The following is an 18,942-nucleotide window of genomic DNA, read 5'->3' as shown; positions in this document are numbered from 1 at the left end:
ATGTTGTACAAGAGATGTGTGTGTGAATCTTTTTTAAGAGGTCTGTGTGAAAAATTATTTACTTATTTTTATTGGGTGGATGTTTTTTGAAAGTTTTTGTTTGGCTGTTGAGATCGGAGAGTCTATCGAAATTAATTATAAATCGAAGCCTGTCCAATTGATTCGTGTAAAAGGAATGTCTCAAGGATTTTTTTATAGCTTTTCGGATGATGTTGGCAAAATATATCGAGCCGAAAATAAAATTTTTATTCAGTCGCAATACGCTATCAATGTAGATGAGATTTTTAATATCGTTGCATTAGGTGAAATAGAAAAGCTCGATATTAGTGAAAAAAGAGATGAAATCACTCTGCATTTGTGTTTGGGAAGGGATGCGCTGGCAACAGTTGCCAGCCTGCAAAAAGATAAAAACTATCAAGTGGTTGAACCTAAGCTTGAGCTGTGTTGCGTTGTTGATGATGAGTTTTTCAAAAAGCTCATGAACTTAAAAGATACATCGGCCAAAATTTAATTAACCACCTCTAAAGTGAAAAACAAAAATTTTTTTGTGTAACTTTTTAATAACAAAGAAAAATCTCCCTTTAAAGTTCAATAGCTTACACCAAGGATCCGTTAAAAAATGAAAATTCTTAGATGAGATATTAGATCAACCCAGCTTGTTGTAATCGCATGTTAATAGAAGATTAGGGTGTGGTTCACTTGTATTTTTGAGTCTGTTTTAGAGTGGAGAATAATTAAAATGAAAAAATCAATTTCAGCGGTAAGTGTTGCTCTTGCTGTGTCTGCTTCTTTGGCAATCAATGCTGAGGCACCAAGCGAAGAAATGGTTGATGCGAAAATAGCAGTGGTATCTCACGATATTGTAGACGGTCAAATTCCAAAGTGTCCAGATGGCCAAACTTTGAAAATTGACTATGAAAAAGGCGTTTATAGCTGCACGCCAGTATTTGTTTCCTATGGTCTAAACCCCATGATTCTTTAGTTTATATATTTTTATAAATTTAAGAGCATGTATAAAACCCCCTAGACTAGGGGGCTTTTTAATAGCTTACTTTTAGACTTTGTCGCTTTGTCTGTCTTAGGAATCTATCTAAAAAATCTACAAGAATTCGGTGCTGATCTTGTGCTTAGAATGCTTATGCATATCCAATACGATGAGCGCTTGCGCGCATCATGGTTTTCTCTGTTTTAAATAAGCTGTGGGGGCTAGTCTCTGACCCACTCTTTACGGTTGTGATCCCATTTCCACCAAATTTTTTCTCCGTTATGGATGGTTGATTGTCGATACTCAGGTTTTTTCCCCATCGACATTAGCCAAGACCACCAATCTTGATCGGTTGTTACTGTAGTCGAAGGCGGTTTCGGTAGCGTTTCGTAGGCAAAAACGCTAGCGCTGAGGAATACAGCCGAAAGCAAAAAGCATACAGATTTCTTCATATTCACTCCATAGGAATTTTAAATACTTATTCCATGCCTTTATGTAGTGAGTAAAGAACGTAATTTCAGTAGCTTTTTAAATATTCTCTAAGTGCCTAAAGTAGGTAGTTAATATTTTTAAAAAGACTTATGGATGTCTAAAAATATTTTGTTGATAAAATTTAAGCTCTTCGATTGAATCTCTGATATCTTCCAAGGCCGTATGGGAATTAGCTTTTTTAGGTGGTCTGCCTTTTGCTCCATACCACGCCTGAGAGATAAGTTTGAGCGAAGATACATCAATTTGGCGATAGTGCAGAAAAGATTCAAAGCTTGGCATGTAGCGCCTTAAAAATCGCCTATCAACGTACATAGAATTGCCAGCCAAGATGCCCTTTTGATAACCGACATGGCGCACCAAGTGACTCATCAGTTCTTGTTCCGCCTGCATGAGCGAATACTGTGAGGTTCTCACGCGCTCGAGCAGATTATTTTTGGTGTGCATGCTTTTTACTATGGGAATCATGGTCGACAGAGCAGATTCAGGCTGCCAAATAGGAATATCTACTTCGCAAAGAACCTTAAAGTGCGGGTCGGTGATTATCATTGCTGCTTGCAAAATTACACATGATTCATCGTCGAGGCCTGTCATTTCCAGGTCAACCCACACCCAACGGTCATAACTTATTTCTTCACTTCTTTGCGTCATTGCTTTGCCTCTTAAATAACGATACTGCGCTTTTTGCTATGCTCATAGTTCATACAAAGAGTTTTGACCTGTGATAGGGGGGGCTTATGTGTCTGAGGTTTTTTTTCTTTTTTACTATTTTTTTGTCAGTAAATTCTCATGCACGCTTGGATGTTGGAGTAAGGGCTCAATCTTTGGGCGGAGCAATCCGCGCTCAGGGAGGCTCGAATGATGTTATTTACTACAATCCTGCTGCTCTTATTAAAAAACGTAGGCTAGGGCCTGAGGCAGAATATCTTATTGGCAGCCAAAATGAGGGTCATATTTTTGGTGTTTCTGTTGTTGATTCTTCAACCAGCACATGGGGGGTTGGTCTTGCCTACAATACGCATTTTTTTCCAGATAGCGATACTTCAAGCTCTCATAGTTTTTACGTAGCAAGTACTATTCCTTTAGGGACAGATTGGTTGACGCTCGGTTCGTCTTTTTCCTATGTCTATGACAAAAACTTAGGGCCTGCTCCTTACAAACATTTTTTAAATGGCGATATAGCTTTGATGGCCAACATACCAATAGGATTCAGTTTAGCCATTGTTGCAGATCATATCTGGAAAGCAAAAGGTCGGGAAAAATCTTTGGGATTATCTGTTGGGAGCGCATTTGATTTTGGAGTGTTACTACCGCTGCCTTTAACTTTATCGTTTGATTGGACCATGAACGATGCAACAAGCGATGGAGATTTGGATCATGTTTTATCAGCTGGAGCTGAGTTTATACTACTGTCGGTGCTTCCTTTGCGTGCCGGCTTTAAATCAAGCATTAAAGAAAACAAGAAAGTAGTAAGTCTAGGCTCTGGTTTGATCTTAGGTATGTTTGAGGCTGATGTGCTTTACAGCCAAGATGTTTTAGTTGGGAAAAACCGCCAATTTGGTTTTGCTCTTCGCACGCATATATAGTCCGAGCAGTAGGCATATAACATTTACCAAGTGAGCGAGAAAAAAAGCTAAAAACGAATGCTCGCTTTTGTGGGCCGTCATGCTTATGAGTGCGTAGCTTGCAAAAGAAGTGATGGCACCCGCAAAGAAAAATCGTTGAGAGTAGCTTGTGCTGCTAAAAAGTGTAGCCATCACAGGAAAAAACAATACCACGCTAAAAGTGGCTTCCATAAAAAGCCACAGAGCTTCAAAATTAGTTCCAAAGAGCAGGGCTATACCAATAACAACAACGCCACTGATTCCGATCATGATGCGGTGATTCATGAGACTGTCGTTGTTTGCACTTAAAAAATCGTAAGAAATGCTTGTGCCGCTCACAAATAAAAATGAGTCAAGCGTGGAAAGAATCACAGCCATGAGTCCGGCAATAAAAAAACCGCGCAGGCCTGCTGGCAGAAGTTGAACTCCATAGTAAAGATAAGCCTGCTCGCTTGGCGACTGGGGAATGATGGCTTTGGCATACATTCCCCCTAAGGTTGTGCAGCAGTCAAAGACAATCCATAAAATAATAGCGCACAAGATACCAAAAAAAGCGGTGCTATCGTTTTTGGCTGCAAGACATCGCTGATAGAACACCGGGTGAATAAGTGTTGTTGAGCAGGCAACTAAAAACCACAATAAAACATCGAGTGGATTTTGATTGCCGTGCCAATCAAAATAGTGGTTTGGCAACTGTGTTTCAAGAAAACCTAAGCCCCCAAAAGAATAAAAAGAATAGAGCACAACCATCATTACCGAGATAAACATCAGCAAAAATTGAAGTGCATCAGTAATGACGATCGCTCTGAGGCCGCCAAATAAAGAATAAATCGTCACCAGGAGCACTCCAAAAAATACAGAAAGTGAAAGACTGAGGCCCGTTAAAATTTGTATTAAAATACCAATGCTTAGGGCATAGGTGACGGGCAGAGCGTGAAAAAATAATATCAATGCGCTGAGCTTACGGGCGTGCAGACCGAATCGCATACCGATCAGCTCGGGTAATGAGCGAGCATTGCTTTTACGAATTTTTTTAGCAATAAAAAGGGCAAAGATTAAGTAGGCGCTGTACCAACTGAGCCCTTGGGTAAAAAAGCTGTAAAGACCCTTTTCAAAAGCGATCTGTGTTACTCCAAAAATACCGCCGTACCAGGTTGAGGTGAGAGTAGCTACAAAAAGAGCAAGGCCCAAATCGCGGCTCATGAGCAGAAATTCGTTGTTAGAGTTTTTTTGCTTTTTGAAGCACGAGATGAGTTTGGGAGAAAACAAAAAAGTGCCTGCAAAGACAAGCAGTACCAAAAAATCCCACCCGCTTAAAAAAGATACAATATCAATTGACGAATGAAAGGAATTAATCATGAAGCGGCTCCCTACGCTGGCATAACCCAGGTCAGGTTCAAAGGGTATTTCTCAGCCTTATAATTCAAGGCACCCCTGCGGTTAAAGTTGATTGAGGCCTAAAAAAACATGTGCAGTCTGTCAAGTGGCTAAAAAAAAGATTTATTATTAATAGCTTAGCTACTATATGCGTGGTTTTTGTTTTTAATTTATGAGTGATTATTATCTTTTTAGTGCCCTATTGTCATCTCTTATTGCTTTAGTACGATAATCAGCGAACGTAATGAATATTTCTCTTTATAATTTCGTGTTTATTTTTGTCTTTATTGTTATAAATGATTAAATAAATGAAATATTAGTCAGTTTGGGAAATATTTTTTAAAAAATTGGTGTAATAAATGATTAAAAATATATTTATTAGTGCGGCTCTTCTGGGCTCAACTGTGCTTTTAAACTCGTGCGATAAGACAAAGAAAGACGATTTACAAGGGCAAGGACAAGGGCAGCTTAATGAAAAAGGCTCTTTGGGAACAGAGACTTATAAAGAATTTGAGCTGGCAGCACAGGCTCATAAAGATAAAATCAAAGAGCTCAATGTTTTGTTGGACACTGTAAAGATGATCTTTGACGTAAAATACGGTTCAAAGAGCGAAAGAGATGCAGCTATTGATGAGAATATAACTGAAAGTGTGGCAGGAATTAATGCAGCTCTTTTGAAAGTCAGCATGCAAAAAGATGATCCTTTAGCTTTAGAAGATGCAACAAAAGTAGGTGAACAAGGAAGGCTGCATGACAGTATCCATAACTTATTTGTTGCTGCTGCAAAAAAACTATCATCTATCGATGCACTAAAAATAGCTCATCAAAAGATCAAAAATATCTATAGCGCCAACTATGTTTCAAAGGCTGACCGCGATGCGGCCATCGATCAAGCTTTGCCCAAGTCAATCGGCGGTATTAGTGCGGATAAGATCAAGGAATTGATGGATAAGAATAAGCCAGTTGTTCCAGTGACAGGCTTGCTTGCTGCCAATGGTTTGGGGGCTTTGACCTACCAATTATTTGTTGACTCTTACAGGAGCGATGCCGGTTTAAAAGACCAACTCAATTCAGTATTGTCTAAAATAACTCCGATTTTTACAGCTGATCACCCAAACAAAAATGCTCGTGAACATGCAATCAATGGACTTAATCTGTCAACGGTAGGCACCATAAGTGTTGCGCAGATCAAGGCAGCTATGCAGCAGGATAAGCCATTGCTCGAGAGTCAAGGTGCACTCGGCAATAACAGCTACAAGCTCTTCGCTGATGCAGCCCTCATTCCTGCCAATGCTGCACATGTTGCAGCGCTCAACAGCTTGCTTGGAAGGCTAACTGCTATTTTTACAGATGCTACACTGACTACCAAGGCCGCTCGCGATGCACGAATTGCAGCTGAGCTTCATGTTCCTGTAGCAGGAATAGATGCCAATCAAGTACAAACTGCTATGCAACAAGATAATCACCTCAGTGTGCCGAGTGGACTGAGAGATGCTAAAGGTCTTGGCGCTCGTACTTACAATAGAATCAACGTGGTAGCAGCTACTAATCGCGACAAAATTGCTCAGCTCAACACTCTGTTGGACAGAATAACCCCGATTTATATAAATACTTATGCTCGCAAAGAGCTTCGTGATCAAGCGATCGATGCGCTTGCCCTACAGCCAACCACAATAGGCGGGATTACTGCTGCTGATATCAAAAATTATATGCAGCAGGACAAAGCATTGCTTGAATATCAAGGCACCTTAGGAGCCCAAACTTATGCTCTCTTTACTGCAGCAGCGGCAGATCCTGCCAATGCCGCACATATTGCCGCTCTCAATACCTTGCTTGCTCAAGTTATTGGCATAAGAGATGATGCTGCCCATACCACCAAGGCTCTGCGTGATATTGCTATCGAGGCACTGAATATACCAGTCGGAATAGCAGGTATCACAAAAGATGTGCTCAAGGCGCAGATGCAGGCTGATAACGCTTTGGTAAAATTTGCTGCTAAGCCAGCAGCACTTGATGCTCAGACTTTCGCAGTTATCCAAGGTCTTGCTGATGATCCAGCCAATGCTGCTCATATTGCAGCAATCAATACTCTTTTGAATGCTGTAACAGCTATCTACAATAATGCTGCTCACCACACCAAGGAGCCGCGCGATGCTGCGGTCGATGCTTCGATGGGGGTATATAACGCTATAGTAAATGACGCTATAAGAAATGATATAAAAGCAGCCATGCAGCAGGATAGGCCATTGCTTGAAGCTCAAGAGGCGCTTGGTGCAAATACCTACGCACTTTTTACTGGAGTAAATCCTCTTCGGACTAACCCTGGGGTTTATGATGCTGGCACTCGAAATACTATAGAGGGCTGGAATACTCTGCTGGCAGCAGTCAAGCCGATCTATGCAACTAATTATGCTCACAAGGCAGAGCGCGATGCAGCCATCGATGGATTAGGGACAACTGCTTTAAACAAAAATTCCCTAAAGAATGCTATGCAGCAAGATAATCCACTGCTCTTTGGGCAAGCTGAATCAGGCTTGGCTCAAGCTGTCTACAATGTGATTATAGCTAATCGTGGTGCTCGTAATAATACCCAGCTTAACCAGGTGATAGGAGCTGTAGCGCAAGCGATTAATGCTAACCATCAGAAAAATGGCACTAGGGATGCAGCTATTGCGGCAGCAGCCGGTGTTGATGCCGCTGCCATTATGGCAGTTGTGGATACAGAGTATCCGGCGTTTAAAATTTTTCCAGCCTATAATCCCTTCCCGAACAATCGCTTGCAGCTTTTACTTTTCAATGCAGCAGGTGCCGCACCTTTAGGCCAAGTAAAAGCTATCAATGCCTTGGTTGATGAAGTGTTTGCCAAGATACTTGAGGACGATGGAAGAGGAACAGGTACATACCAATGGAAAAACTATGCGAGCAAAACTCTGCGCGAAATGGCTATCGATGAGATCGCTGATCAGTTTTTTGCTGATCAGTTTTTTATAGATGCCGGCATCAATAAGCAAAATGTAAAAGATGCGCTTAATCATGATGTCCCTTTAACATACCTCTATACTAAGGGAGAAGATACAGGTCTCGATGCGGGAACTTACAATGCCATCATAAGTGCGGCTCTGACCCCCACACAAAAAGAGCTATTGTTTAAACCTATCTATGATGCAGCAAAACTACGTCCACGTATAAAAAATAATCGCGATGCTGCTGTTGAAGACGCAGTGAAAAATGCGCTTGGCGTGGCGGATCTATCAGGTGCAGACCATCAAACTATTGCAGATAATATCAAGGCAGCTCTCGAAACATGGCAAAGAGCAGAGGGGGTGCATAGTAATGGAGCTCCATACAAGCTTCAAAATCGCGGAAGTATCCCTCAAGCTACCTATGATAGGATTGTAAAGTATATCGATACAACTGCGGCTATGGGGTATCAGAGACTCCAAGAGCCTTCAAATGCAGTGGTATATGCTATTGTCGATTCCATTCAAAAGCAGATCTACGATAAACATCCACAGCCAGAGACTATTGCTGAAATGCTAAATCTGGTCGATGGTTGGTTGGGTGCTGTGAGCACTAGTTGGGCTACTAATTGGGCTACTGAGATCAAAAATGCTTTGGCTGACAGTGCAGTGTCTGGGCTTTTTGATCTTGATCGCAAATCGCCTGCTCTCGCTCAAGCACTCTATGATCACGTAAAATCTCTTGCCCTCACTAACGCTGAGAAAAACCAACTTTTGCAAGCGCTGGATGCTGCAAGCACTCAAGCCAATAACATCCGTCTACAGACGATTATGACGGCGGCTGATAATGTGGGCCTCGATAATCCGGCTAAGCGCAATTTGCTCGGAGAATTTATCAAGCTTTACCCTTATAGTTCACAGCCCGGCAACGAAACTTTTACTGTGCAGCTAAGCCATGGAAGTACGATTGCGGTCAAAGGCCCTGATGGTAAACAATACAATGTTCCAAAAGATCGTTTCCAAGGGATACCTATCTTTAACGGCGACACGGTGACTTTTAAAAAGTCCACTGGAATATTTTCTAGGGGGAAACCGGATGGAATGCTCTTGAACTGGAAGAGTATTTAATAAACCCTGAGTCTTAATTGCTCACAGCCTCTGTAAAACAGAGGCTTTTTTATTGCTGTGTTGGCAACTTTTTTGTTATCTGAACGAAAACTAAGACAAAGGATCGATCCATGAGCTCATACATAGTTTTTTTTATGCTCAGCATCAGCTTTATTTCAGCTACTAGTAGGGCTGATTCACTGTGTGGGGAACTTTTTTCAGCTATAGAAAATAATGATGAAAGCAAGGTTTTAATGCTTAGTTATAAATACGGTAAAAAAGCTGGTCAATGTGTCGATAATTTTGGCTTTAATGCTATGCAGCAAGATAATCCACTGCTCTTTGCGCAAGCTGAATCAGGCTTGGCTCAAGCTGTCTACAATGTGATTATAGCTAATCGTGGTGCTCGTAGTGAAGCCGAGGTCAACCAGGTGATAAGAGATGTAGAGCAAGCTATTAACAATAACCCTCAAAAAAATGGCACTAGGGATGGAGCTATTACGGCAGCAGGCGGTGCTGATGCCGCTGCCATTATGGCAGTTGTGGATACAGAGTATCCGGCGTTTCAAAATCTTCAAGCGTATGTTGCAGCTCCAAACAATCAACTCATGGTTTTATTTGCCAATGCAGCAGCTGCAGCACCTTTAGGCCAAGTAAAAGCTATCAATGCCTTGGTTGATGAAGTGTTTGCCAAGATAGCTGAGGACAATGGAACAGGTGGACACAAATGGAAAGACTATCCAAGCCAAACTCGACGCGAAATGGCCATCGATGAGATCGATGATCAGCTTTTTACAGATGCCGGCATCAATAAGCAGAATGTAAAAGATGCGCTTAATTTGGATAATCCTTTAGGCTACCAATATACTAGGGGAGAAGATACAGGTCTCGATGCGGGAACTTTCCAAGCCATCATCAAAGATGCGGTTCTGACCGACACACAAAAAGAGCTATTGTTTAATCCTATCCTTGAGGCTGCAAAAGCACGTCCACGTAGAAAAGATGTTCGCGATACTGCTGTTGAAACTGCCGTGAAAAGTGTGCTTAAGGTAACGGATCTATTAGGTGCAGGCCATCAAGCTATTGCAAATGCTATCATAACAGCTCTGGATGCATGGCAAAAAGCAGAGGGGGATGATTCTTCTGGAGCTTCATACGAGCTTCAAAATCGCGGAAGTATCCCTCAAGCTACCTATAATAAGATTGTGAATTATATCGATACAACAGCGGCTATGGAGTATCAGAAACTCCAAAACCCTTCAAATGTGTGGGTATATGCTATTGTCAATAATATTCAAAAGCAGATCTACGATGCTCGTCCACAGCCAGAGACTATTGCTGACATGCAACATCTGGTCGATGGTTGGTTGCACACTGATCTTTGGAAAATTGCTTGGGCTACTGAGATCAAAAATGCTTTGGCTGCCCCAGAGTCTGGGCTTGTTAATCTTGATCCCAATCCGTTTGGTCACGCTCAAGCACTCTATGATCACGTAAAATCTCTTACCCTCACTAACGCTAAGAAAAACCATCTTTTGCAAGCGCTGGCTGATGCAAGCACTCAAGCCAATAACATCCGTCTACAGACGATTATGACGGCGGCTGATGATGTCGGCTTGGATAATAGTGCCAAGCGCAACTTGCTCACTGAGTTTTTAAAAATATACCGAACTAAAGCTGGTAGTACTGAGCTCTATGCCATTTCTAATATAAATGGCGTTGCGCGTAAGTTTAAGGTGACTCAGGCTAATGCATCTGGCTTCAAATTGAAAAAAGTTGCAGCAGAGCATGGGCCTGAGAAACTTGGTTCAAAGGAATATCAGTTCAATTCTAGTGACGCTCGCTTGCAAGGAATTCCTGTCGAAGCAAGTGATTACGTGTGGTTTAAGGCGAGTGAATTGACTGGACCTGAAGGAAATGCTCTGTTCTGGAACTCTCACCTATAAACCCTAACTCTTAATTACTCACAGCCTCTGGTAAAACAGAGGCTTTTTTATTGCTGTGTTGGCAACTTTTTTGTTATCTGAACGAAAACTAAGACAAAGGATCGATCCATGAGCTCATACATAGTTTTTTTTATGCTCAGCATCAGCTTTATTTCAGCCACTAGTAGGGCTGATTCACTGTGTAGAGAACTTTTTTCAGCTATAGAAAATAATGATGAAAGCAAGGTTTTAATGCTTAGTTATAAATACGGTAAAAAAGCTGGTCAATGTGTCGATAATTTTGGCTTTAATGCTATGCATTTTTTTGCTTCAATATCCAAAAACCTAAATGTATTTTATATGCTTAAATATATGGCCAAAGCTGATCTTAATGCCTTGAATGATTATCAGCAGACACCTCTTATGCTAGCTGCCCATACTGGCAATAAAGCCGCAGTTAAATTTTTACTGAGCGAAGGCAAGGTGATAAAGGGCTTAAATACGCAGGATAAACATGGAAGATGCGCGCTTCACGGGGCAGTCCTGGCAAATCATGCTTCCATGGTGGAGCTTTTGCTGAGCTATGACGGCATAGTGGGCTCAATTGATCTAGATCTTAAAGATAACAATCAAAAGACTGCCTACATGTTGGCTTGGGACATGCAACTTGATGAAATAAAAAGAATTTTTCAAAGACATTCAGAAAGCTTGTATAGCGATAGGCTGATGAGCAAAGATGTTATTCCAATTTTCCTGCCGCCCCCAATCGATACACGCTACAGCATCAATAATGGGTGAGTTTTAGCTAAAGACTGTTTTGAAATAGTTGCACTTCTGCCTTCCCCATGCAGCTATGAACGATAAAAATATGAGTTCTCTTCTGTCATCCCCGCGCTGCTATGAACGATAAAAATACGAGTTCTCTTCTGTCATCCCCGCGCAGGCGGGGATCCAGCGGGGATAGCTAAAATGAATAATAAGTCACTACTGTAGAGTTAATGAAACATTGCTAAATGCACTAAGAAAGTGAACAAGGCGCTTTCTGGATCCCCGCCTGCGCTGGGATGACAAGAGAGGCTAATCAACTTTGTTCCAACCTAAGAGCGCATTTTAAAAACATCCAAAAAATCTCCAAGTTGAAATTCTCAAAAGTTTGGTGGCAGTGGCAGTATCATTCCCCCTAAGGTTGTGCAGTAGTCAAAGACAAGGTATTTCTCAGCCTTATAATTCAAGGCACCCCTGCGGTTAAAGTTGATTGAGGCCTAAAAAAACATGTGCAGTCTGTCAAGTGGCTAAAAAAAAGATTTATTATTAATAGCTTAGCTACTGTATGCGTGGTTTTTGTTTTTAATTTATGAGTGATTATTATCTTTTTAGTGCCCTATTGTCATCTCTTATTGCTTTAGTACGATAATCAGCGAATGTAATGAATATTTCTCTTTATAATTTCGTGTTTATTTTTGTCTTTATTGTTATAAATGATTAAATAAATGAAATATTAGTCAGTTTGGGAAATATATTTTAAAAAATCGGTGTAACAAATGATTAAAAATATATTTATTAGTGCGGCTCTTTTGGGCTTAACTGTGCTTTTAAACTCGTGCGATAAGATAAAGAAAGACGATTTACAAGGACAAGGACAAGGGCAGCTTAATGAAAAAGGCTCTTTGGGAATAGAGACTTATAAAGGATTTGAGCTGGCAGCACAGGCTTATAAAGATAAAATCAAAGAGCTCAATGTTTTGTTGGACACTGTAAAGATGATCTTTGACGTAAAATACGGTTCAAAGAGCGAAAGAGATGCAGCTATTGATGAGAATATAACTGAAAGTGTGGCAGGAATTAATGCAGATTTTTTGAAAGCCAGCATGCAAGAAGATGATCCTTTAGCTTTAGAAGATGCAACAAAAGTAGGTGAACAAGGAAGGCTGCATGACAGTATCCATAACTTATTTGTTGCTGCTGCAAAAAACTATCATCTATCGATGCACTAAAAATAGCTCATCAAAAGATCAAAAATATCTATAGCGCCAACTATGTTTCAAAGGCTGACCGCGATGCGGCCATCGATCAAGCTTTGCCCAAGTCAATCGGCGGTATTAGTACGGATAAAATCAAGGAATTGATGGATAAGAATAAGCCAGTTGTTCCAGTGACAGGCTTGCTTTTAGCCAATGGTCTAGGGGCTCAAACATACAAATTATTTGATGACTTGTACAAGAGCAATGCTGGTCTAAAAGACCAACTCAATTCAGTATTGTCTAAAATAACTCCGATTTTTACAGCTGATCACCCAAACAAAAATGCTCGTGAACATGCAATCAATGGACTTAATCTGTCAACGGTAGGCACCATAAGTGTTGCGCAGATCAAGGCAGCTATGCAGCAGGATAAGCCATTGCTCGAGAGTCAAGGTGCACTTGGCAATAACAGCTACAAGCTCTTCGCTGATGCAGCCCTCATTCCTGCCAATGCTGCACATATTGCAGCGCTCAACAGCTTGCTTGGAAGGCTAACTGCTATTTTTACAGATGCTACACTGACTACCAAGGCCGCTCGCGATGCACGAATTGCAGCTGAGCTTCATGTTCCTGTAGCAGGAATAGATGCCAATCAAGTACAAACTGCTATGCAACAAGATAATCACCTCAGTGTGCCGAGTGGACTGAGAGATGCTAAAGGTCTTGGCGCTCGTACTTACAATAGAATCAACGTGGTAGCAGCTACTAATCTCGACAAAATTGCTCAGCTCAACACTCTGTTGGACAGAATAACCCCGATTTATATAAATACTTATGCTCACAAAGAGCTCCGTGATCAAGCGATCGATGCGCTTGCCCTACAGCCAACCACAATAGGCGGGATTACTGCTGCTGATATCAAAAATTATATGCAGCAGGACAAAGCATTGCTTGAATATCAAGGCACCTTAGGAGCCCAAACTTATGCTCTCTTTACTGCAGCAGCGGCAGTTCCTGCCAATGCCGCACATATTGCCGATCTCAATACCTTGCTTACTCAAGTTATTGGCATAAAAAATGATGCTACCCATACCACCAAGGCTCTGCGTGATATTGCTATCGAGGCACTGAATATACCAGCCGGAATAGCAGTTATCACAAAGGATCAGCTCAAGGCGCAGATGCAGAATGATAACGCTTTGGTAGAATTTGATGCTAAGCCAGCAGCACTTGGTGATCAGGCCTACGCAGTTATCAAAGGGCTTGCTGATAATCCAGCCAATGCTGGTCTTATCGCTACGATCAATACTCTTTTGAATGATGTAACAGCTATCTACGATAATGCTGCTCACACTACCAAGGCGCTGCGCGATGCAGCTGTCGATGCTTTGATGGGGGGGGCTTCTGCTGACACAAAAACAGCCATAAAAGTTGCCATGCAGCAGGACAAAGCATTGCTTGAATATCAAGGCACCTTAGGAGCCCAAACTTATGCTCTCTTTACTGCAGCAGCGGCAGATCCTGCCAATGCCGCACATATTGCCGATCTCAATACCTTGCTTGCTCAAGTTATTGGCATAGGAAATAATGCTGCTCATGACACCAAGGCTCTGCGTGATATTGATATCGAGGCACTGAATATACCAGCCGGAATAGCAGCTATCACAAAGGATCAGCTCAAGGCGCAGATGCAGGCTGATAACGCTTTGGTAGAATTTGATGCTAAGCCAGCAACACTTGGTGATCACGCCTATGCAGTTATCCAAGAGCTTGCTGATAATCCAGCCAATGCTGGTCTTATCGCTACGATCAATACTCTTTTGAATGATGTGACAACCATCTACGCCAATGCTGCTCACACCACCAAGGTACTGCGCGATGCTGCGGTCGATGCTTTGGGGTGGGCTTCTGCTGACACAAAAACAGCCATAAAAGTTGCCATGCAGCAGGACAAAGCATTGCTTGAATATCAAGGCACCTTAGGAGCCCAAACTTATGCTCTCTTTACTGCAGCAGCGGCAGTTCCTGCCAATGCCGCACATATTGCCGATCTCAATACCTTGCTTACTCAAGTTATTGGCATAAAAAATGATGCTACCCATACCACCAAGGCTCTGCGTGATATTGCTATCGAGGCACTGAATATACCAGCCGGAATAGCAGCTATCACAAAGGATCAGCTCAAAGCGCAGATGCAGGCTGATAACGCTTTGGTAGAATTTGCTGCTAAGCCAGCAACACTTGGTGATCACGCCTATGCAGTTATCCAAGAGCTTGCTGATAATCCAGCCAATGCTGGTCTTATCGCTACGATCAATACTCTTTTGAATGATGTAACAGCTATCTACGATAATGCTGCTCACACTACCAAGGCGCTGCGCGATGCAGCTGTCGATGCTTTGATGGGGGGGGCTTCTGCTGACACAAAAACAGCCATAAAAGTTGCCATGCAGCAGGATAAGCCATTGCTTGAAGCTCAACAGGCGCTTGGTAATAACACCTACGCACTTTTTACTGGAGTAAATCCTCTTCGGACTAACCATGGGGTTTATAATGATGGCATTCGAAATACTATAGAGGGCTGGAATACTCTGCTGGCAGCAGTCAAGCTAATCTATGCAACTCATTATGATTACAAGGCAGAGCGCGATGCAGCCATCGATGGATTAGGGACAACTGATTCAAACAAAGATCCCCTAAAGAATGCTATGCAGCAAGATAATCCACTGCTCTTTGGGCAAGCTGAATCAGGCTTGGAACAAGCTGTCTACGATGTGATTGTAAATAATCGTGGTGCTCGTAGTGTTGACCAGCTTAACCAGGTGATAGAAGCTGTAGCGCAAGCGATTAATGATAACCCTCAAAAAAATGCCGCTAGGGATGGAGCTATTACGGCAGCAGGCGGTGCTGATGCGGGTTTTACAACGGCCATTATGAACGCTGTGGATACAGAGTATCCGGCGTTTAAAGTTTTTCCAGCCTATCCTGGGGACCCGAACAATCGCTTGCTGCTTTTACTTTCCAATGCAGCAGATGCCGCACCTTTAGGCAAAGTAAAAGCTATCAATGCCTTGGCTGATGAAGTGTTTGCCAAGATAATTGAGGACGATGGAACAGGAAAAGATCAATACAATTGGAAAGACTATCCAAGCCAAACTCGGCGCGAAATGGCCATCGATGATATCGCTGAACAGCTTTTTATTGATGCTGGCATCACTAAGCAGGCTGTAAAAGATGCGCTTAATCAGGATAGGACTTTAATACAGATTACTAGGGGAGAAGATACAGGTCTTAATGTAAGAACGTACAATGTCATCACATTAGATCCATATTTAACCAATGTACAAATAGAGCGATTGATTGAGTCTATCCTTGATGCAGCAAAACTACGTCCACGTATAAAAAATAATCGCGATGCTGCTGTTGAAGCTGCCGTGAAAAGTGTGCTTGGCGTGGTGGATCTAACAGGTGTAGGCCATCAAGCTATTGCAGATAAGATCAAGGCAGCTCTGGAAGCATGGCAAAAAACAGAGGGATATAATGAGTATGCAGTTTCATATGTGCTTCAAGATCGAGGAGTTATCCCTCAAGCCACCTATAATAGGATTGTGAATTATATCGATACAACTGCGGCTAATGAGTATGAGAAACTCATAAATCCTTCAAATGATTGGGTAAATTTCATGTTAGGGAAAATAAAAACTGAAATCTACGATGCTCGTCCACAGCCAAAGACTATTACTGACATGCAAAAAGTGGTCAGTAGTGAGCCGTTATTTGATCCTTGGATGATCCCTTGGGACACTGAGATCAAAAATGCTTTGGCTGCCCCAGAGTCTGGGCTTGTTGATCTTGATCCCAAACCGTCTGCTCTCGCTCAAACACTCTATGATCACGTAACATCTCTTGCCCTCACTAATGCTGAGAAAAACCATCTTTTGCAAGCGCTGGCTAATGCAAGAGCTCAAGACAGTAACATCCGTCTACAGACGATTATGACGGCGGCTGATAATGTGGGCCTCGATAATCCGGCTAAGCGCAGCTTGCTTACGGAGTTTTTCAAGTCTTCTCCAACTATAGTTAATGGAAAGTCGCTCAATAATAGTAGTAATGTTGATAGTAATATTAATGGTGTGGCACGTAAGTTTAAGGTGATCAAACTCGACGCTTCTCGCATTACTTTGAAAAAAGTTGCAGTAAACAATGGGCCTGAGCAACTTGGTTCGCAAGAGTACAAGTACAATCCTAATGATGTTAAATTGCAAGGAATTCCTGTCGAAGCAAGTGATTACGTGTGGTTTAAGGCGAGTGAATTGACTGGACCTGAAGGAAATGCTCTGTTCTGGAACTCTCACCTATAAACCCTAAGTCTTAATTACTCACAGCCTCTGGTAAAACAGGGGCTTTTTTATTGCTGTGTTGGCAACTTTTTTGTTATCTGAACGAAAACTAAGACAAAGGATCGATCCATGAGCTCATACATAGTTTTTTTTATGCTCAGCATCAGCTTTATTTCAGCCACTAGTAGGGCTGATTCACTGTGTAGAGAACTTTTTTCAGCTATAGAAAATAATGATGAAAGCAAGGTTTTAATGCTTAGTTATAAATACGGTAAAAAAGCTGGTCAATGTGTCGATAATTTTGGCTTTAATGCTATGCATTTTTTTGCTTCAATATCCAAAAACCTAAATGTATTTTATATGCTTAAATATATGGCCAAAGCTGATCTTAATGCCTTGAATGATTATCAGCAGACACCTCTTATGCTAGCTGCCCATACTGGCAATAAAGCCGCAGTTAAATTTTTACTGAGCGAAGGCAAGGTGATAAAGGGCTTAAATACGCAGGATAAACATGGAAGATGCGCGCTTCACGGGGCAGTCCTGGCAAATCATGCTTCCATGGTGGAGCTTTTGCTGAGCTATGACGGCATAGTGGGCTCAATTGATCTGGGTCTTAAAGATAACAATCAAAAGACTGCCTACATGTTGGCTTGGGACATGCAACTTGATGAAATAAAAAGAATTTTTCAAAGACATTCAGAAAGCTTGTATAGCGATAGGCTGATGAGCAAAGATGTTATTCCAATTACCCTGCCGCCCCCAATCGATACACGCTACAGCATCAATAATGGGTGAGTTTTAGCCAAAGACTGTTTTGAAATAGTTGCACTTCTGCCTTCCCCATGCAGCTATGAACGATAAAAATATGAGTTCTCTTCTGTCATCCCCGCGCAGGCGGGGGTGACAAGAGAGGCCAATCAAAATCTTGAGCCTAAAAATTGCCACTTCTCTTGCGGCTGGGCGTTATTCGCATTATGAAAAGTCATATTTTTTTGGAGTCGTATTATGAGTTTAACCTGCGGCATTGTCGGTCTGCCTAATGTTGGTAAGAGCACCCTTTTTAATTGTTTAACTGCCGCAAAAGCTGAAGCAGCAAACTATCCCTTTTGCACCATCGATCCCAATGTTGGTGTGGTGAGTGTGCCCGATGAGCGCTTGGATGAGTTAGCAAAAATTGTTGAACCTGAGCGATGCGTTCCTGCTGTGGTTTCTTTTGTGGATATAGCAGGTCTGGTAAAAGGCGCATCTCAAGGCGAGGGTTTAGGTAATAAGTTTCTAAGCCATATCAGAGAAGCCAATGCTATTTGCCACATGGTGCGCTGTTTTGAAAACCAAAATGTTGTTCATGTGGAAGGAAAGATTGATCCTCTTCATGACGTAGAAATAATCGAGACTGAGCTTGTACTAAAAGATATGGATTCGGTAGAAAAACAGCTGCATAAAGCACAAAAAAATGCCCGTGGTCCAGATAAATTGGCTAAAAAACTAAGCCCTTTTTTGGAATCGCTTTTTGCTCACCTCAGTGCTGGAAATCTTGCCCGTACTTTTGTTTTTGATCAGCAAGACGAAGATCTTTTGACTGCATACAACGAACTGCACATGATCACGAGCAAGCCCACCTTGTTTATTGCTAATGTTTCTGAAGAAGGGCTCCATCAAGATAATAAGCATGTAGAAGCATTGAGGGCTTTTGCTCAAAAGCGCGGAGACGAAGTAGTGAGTATTTGCGCCAAGATTGAAGAAGAGCTTAAGGATTTAAGCGAGGAAGACAGAACATCATTTTTGACTGATTTAGGGCTTGAATCGGCTGGTTTAGAAAGAGTGATCAAAAAAGCCTATGCCTTGTTGGGTTTGGCAACCTATTTTACTGCTGGGGTCAAAGAGGTTAGAGCTTGGACTTTTGAAGTGGGAAGCAAAGCGCCCCAAGCTGCTGGTGTAATTCACAGCGATTTTGAGCGAGGCTTTATTCGGGCCGAAGTAATCGCTATTGATGACTTTATAAAATTTGGTGGCGAGGCCAAAGCCAAGGCCGCAGGAAAAGTGAGAACTGAAGGCAAGGATTATGTTGTACAGGATGGAGACGTTATGCACTTTAGATTTAATGTATAAAATGCATTGATACCACTTGTGCGAGCCTACCCATGATCTAATCTATTTGTGCCTAACTCAGCAGTCGGTTATGCTGATTTGT

13 protein-coding genes and 1 riboswitch are annotated in these 18,942 nt (G+C 41.9%); of the genes, 10 read left to right on the top strand and 3 right to left on the bottom strand.

Going from position 1 to position 18,942, the window contains the following annotated elements:
* Window positions 1-46: 46 nt before the first annotated feature.
* Complete coding sequence (locus tag H6731_03050) at window positions 47-511, top strand: hypothetical protein (protein USN51401.1); 465 nt, start codon at window positions 47-49, stop codon at window positions 509-511.
* Between the two features lie 228 nt (window positions 512-739).
* Complete coding sequence (locus tag H6731_03045; GenBank protein USN51400.1) at window positions 740-982, top strand: hypothetical protein; 243 nt, start codon at window positions 740-742, stop codon at window positions 980-982.
* 224 nt (window positions 983-1,206) lie between these two features.
* Here H6731_03045 and H6731_03040 read toward each other — a convergent pair whose 3' ends face one another.
* Together H6731_03040 and orn are read right to left on the bottom strand one after the other, a co-directional pair.
* Complete coding sequence (locus tag H6731_03040) at window positions 1,207-1,437, bottom strand: hypothetical protein (GenBank protein USN51399.1); 231 nt, start codon at window positions 1,435-1,437, stop codon at window positions 1,207-1,209.
* A 127-nt stretch (window positions 1,438-1,564) separates the two neighbouring features.
* Window positions 1,565-2,125, bottom strand: coding sequence for an oligoribonuclease (orn, locus tag H6731_03035; GenBank protein ID USN51398.1), 561 nt, complete (start codon window positions 2,123-2,125; stop codon window positions 1,565-1,567).
* An 86-nt stretch (window positions 2,126-2,211) separates the two neighbouring features.
* On the opposite strand from orn, the gene H6731_03030 reads away from it, so the two are divergent.
* Window positions 2,212-3,060, top strand: a complete 849-nt coding sequence (locus H6731_03030; GenBank protein ID USN51397.1) for a hypothetical protein — start codon at window positions 2,212-2,214, stop codon at window positions 3,058-3,060.
* On the opposite strand, the gene H6731_03025 is transcribed toward H6731_03030, so the two are convergent.
* Window positions 3,010-4,437 (bottom strand): sodium:solute symporter family protein, encoded by a 1,428-nt coding sequence (locus H6731_03025; GenBank protein USN51396.1) that lies wholly within the window; start codon window positions 4,435-4,437, stop codon window positions 3,010-3,012. The two genes, H6731_03030 and H6731_03025, sit on opposite strands and share 51 nt — an antisense overlap.
* Window positions 4,429-4,524: riboswitch (TPP riboswitch) on the bottom strand. Its footprint overlaps the gene before it by 9 nt.
* 290 nt (window positions 4,525-4,814) lie before the next feature.
* On the opposite strand from H6731_03025, the gene H6731_03020 reads away from it, so the two are divergent.
* The 7 genes from H6731_03020 to ychF all read left to right on the top strand — a co-directional run bounded on the left by H6731_03020 (window position 4,815) and on the right by ychF (window position 18,860).
* Entirely contained in the window at window positions 4,815-8,543 is a 3,729-nt protein-coding gene (locus tag H6731_03020; protein ID USN51395.1) for a hypothetical protein, read from the top strand.
* A gap of 110 nt (window positions 8,544-8,653) precedes the next feature.
* Window positions 8,654-10,468, top strand: a complete 1,815-nt coding sequence (locus H6731_03015) for a hypothetical protein (GenBank protein ID USN51394.1) — start codon at window positions 8,654-8,656, stop codon at window positions 10,466-10,468.
* Between the two features lie 108 nt (window positions 10,469-10,576).
* A complete protein-coding gene (locus H6731_03010) occupies window positions 10,577-11,245 on the top strand; it encodes an ankyrin repeat domain-containing protein (protein USN51393.1) in 669 nt (222 codons plus the stop codon).
* Between the two features lie 743 nt (window positions 11,246-11,988).
* Entirely contained in the window at window positions 11,989-12,441 is a 453-nt protein-coding gene (locus H6731_03005; protein ID USN51392.1) for a hypothetical protein, read from the top strand.
* An 83-nt stretch (window positions 12,442-12,524) separates the two neighbouring features.
* On the top strand, window positions 12,525-16,769 hold the full coding sequence (locus H6731_03000; GenBank protein ID USN51391.1) for a hypothetical protein: 4,245 nt from the start codon (window positions 12,525-12,527) through the stop codon (window positions 16,767-16,769).
* Window positions 16,770-16,877: 108 nt separating this feature from the next.
* Window positions 16,878-17,546, top strand: coding sequence for an ankyrin repeat domain-containing protein (locus H6731_02995; GenBank protein USN51390.1), 669 nt, complete (start codon window positions 16,878-16,880; stop codon window positions 17,544-17,546).
* Window positions 17,547-17,756: 210 nt separating this feature from the next.
* Complete coding sequence (gene ychF / locus H6731_02990; GenBank protein ID USN51389.1) at window positions 17,757-18,860, top strand: redox-regulated ATPase YchF; 1,104 nt, start codon at window positions 17,757-17,759, stop codon at window positions 18,858-18,860.
* Window positions 18,861-18,942 lie beyond the last annotated feature (82 nt).

The sequence above is a fragment of the Myxococcales bacterium genome (genome assembly GCA_023898405.1).
Classification (GTDB): domain Bacteria; phylum Myxococcota; class UBA727; order UBA727; family JABDBI01.
The sequence above is the reverse complement of the archived record's forward strand: the minus strand, read 5'-3'. Positions and strand labels throughout refer to the sequence as shown.

What these genes read in the sequence shown, in the direction of transcription:
- H6731_03045 (USN51400.1), top strand. Translation starts at nt 740, where the DNA reads ATGAAAAAATCAATTTCAGCGGTAAGTGTTGCTCTTGCTGTGTCTGCT.
- H6731_03040 (USN51399.1), bottom strand. Translation starts at nt 1,437, where the DNA reads ATGAAGAAATCTGTATGCTTTTTGCTTTCGGCTGTATTCCTCAGCGCT.
- orn (USN51398.1), bottom strand. Translation starts at nt 2,125, where the DNA reads ATGACGCAAAGAAGTGAAGAAATAAGTTATGACCGTTGGGTGTGGGTT.
- H6731_03030 (USN51397.1), top strand. Translation starts at nt 2,212, where the DNA reads ATGTGTCTGAGGTTTTTTTTCTTTTTTACTATTTTTTTGTCAGTAAAT.
- H6731_03025 (USN51396.1), bottom strand. Translation starts at nt 4,437, where the DNA reads ATGATTAATTCCTTTCATTCGTCAATTGATATTGTATCTTTTTTAAGC.
- H6731_03020 (USN51395.1), top strand. Translation starts at nt 4,815, where the DNA reads ATGATTAAAAATATATTTATTAGTGCGGCTCTTCTGGGCTCAACTGTG.
- H6731_03015 (USN51394.1), top strand. Translation starts at nt 8,654, where the DNA reads ATGAGCTCATACATAGTTTTTTTTATGCTCAGCATCAGCTTTATTTCA.
- H6731_03010 (USN51393.1), top strand. Translation starts at nt 10,577, where the DNA reads ATGAGCTCATACATAGTTTTTTTTATGCTCAGCATCAGCTTTATTTCA.
- H6731_03005 (USN51392.1), top strand. Translation starts at nt 11,989, where the DNA reads ATGATTAAAAATATATTTATTAGTGCGGCTCTTTTGGGCTTAACTGTG.
- H6731_02995 (USN51390.1), top strand. Translation starts at nt 16,878, where the DNA reads ATGAGCTCATACATAGTTTTTTTTATGCTCAGCATCAGCTTTATTTCA.
- ychF (USN51389.1), top strand. Translation starts at nt 17,757, where the DNA reads ATGAGTTTAACCTGCGGCATTGTCGGTCTGCCTAATGTTGGTAAGAGC.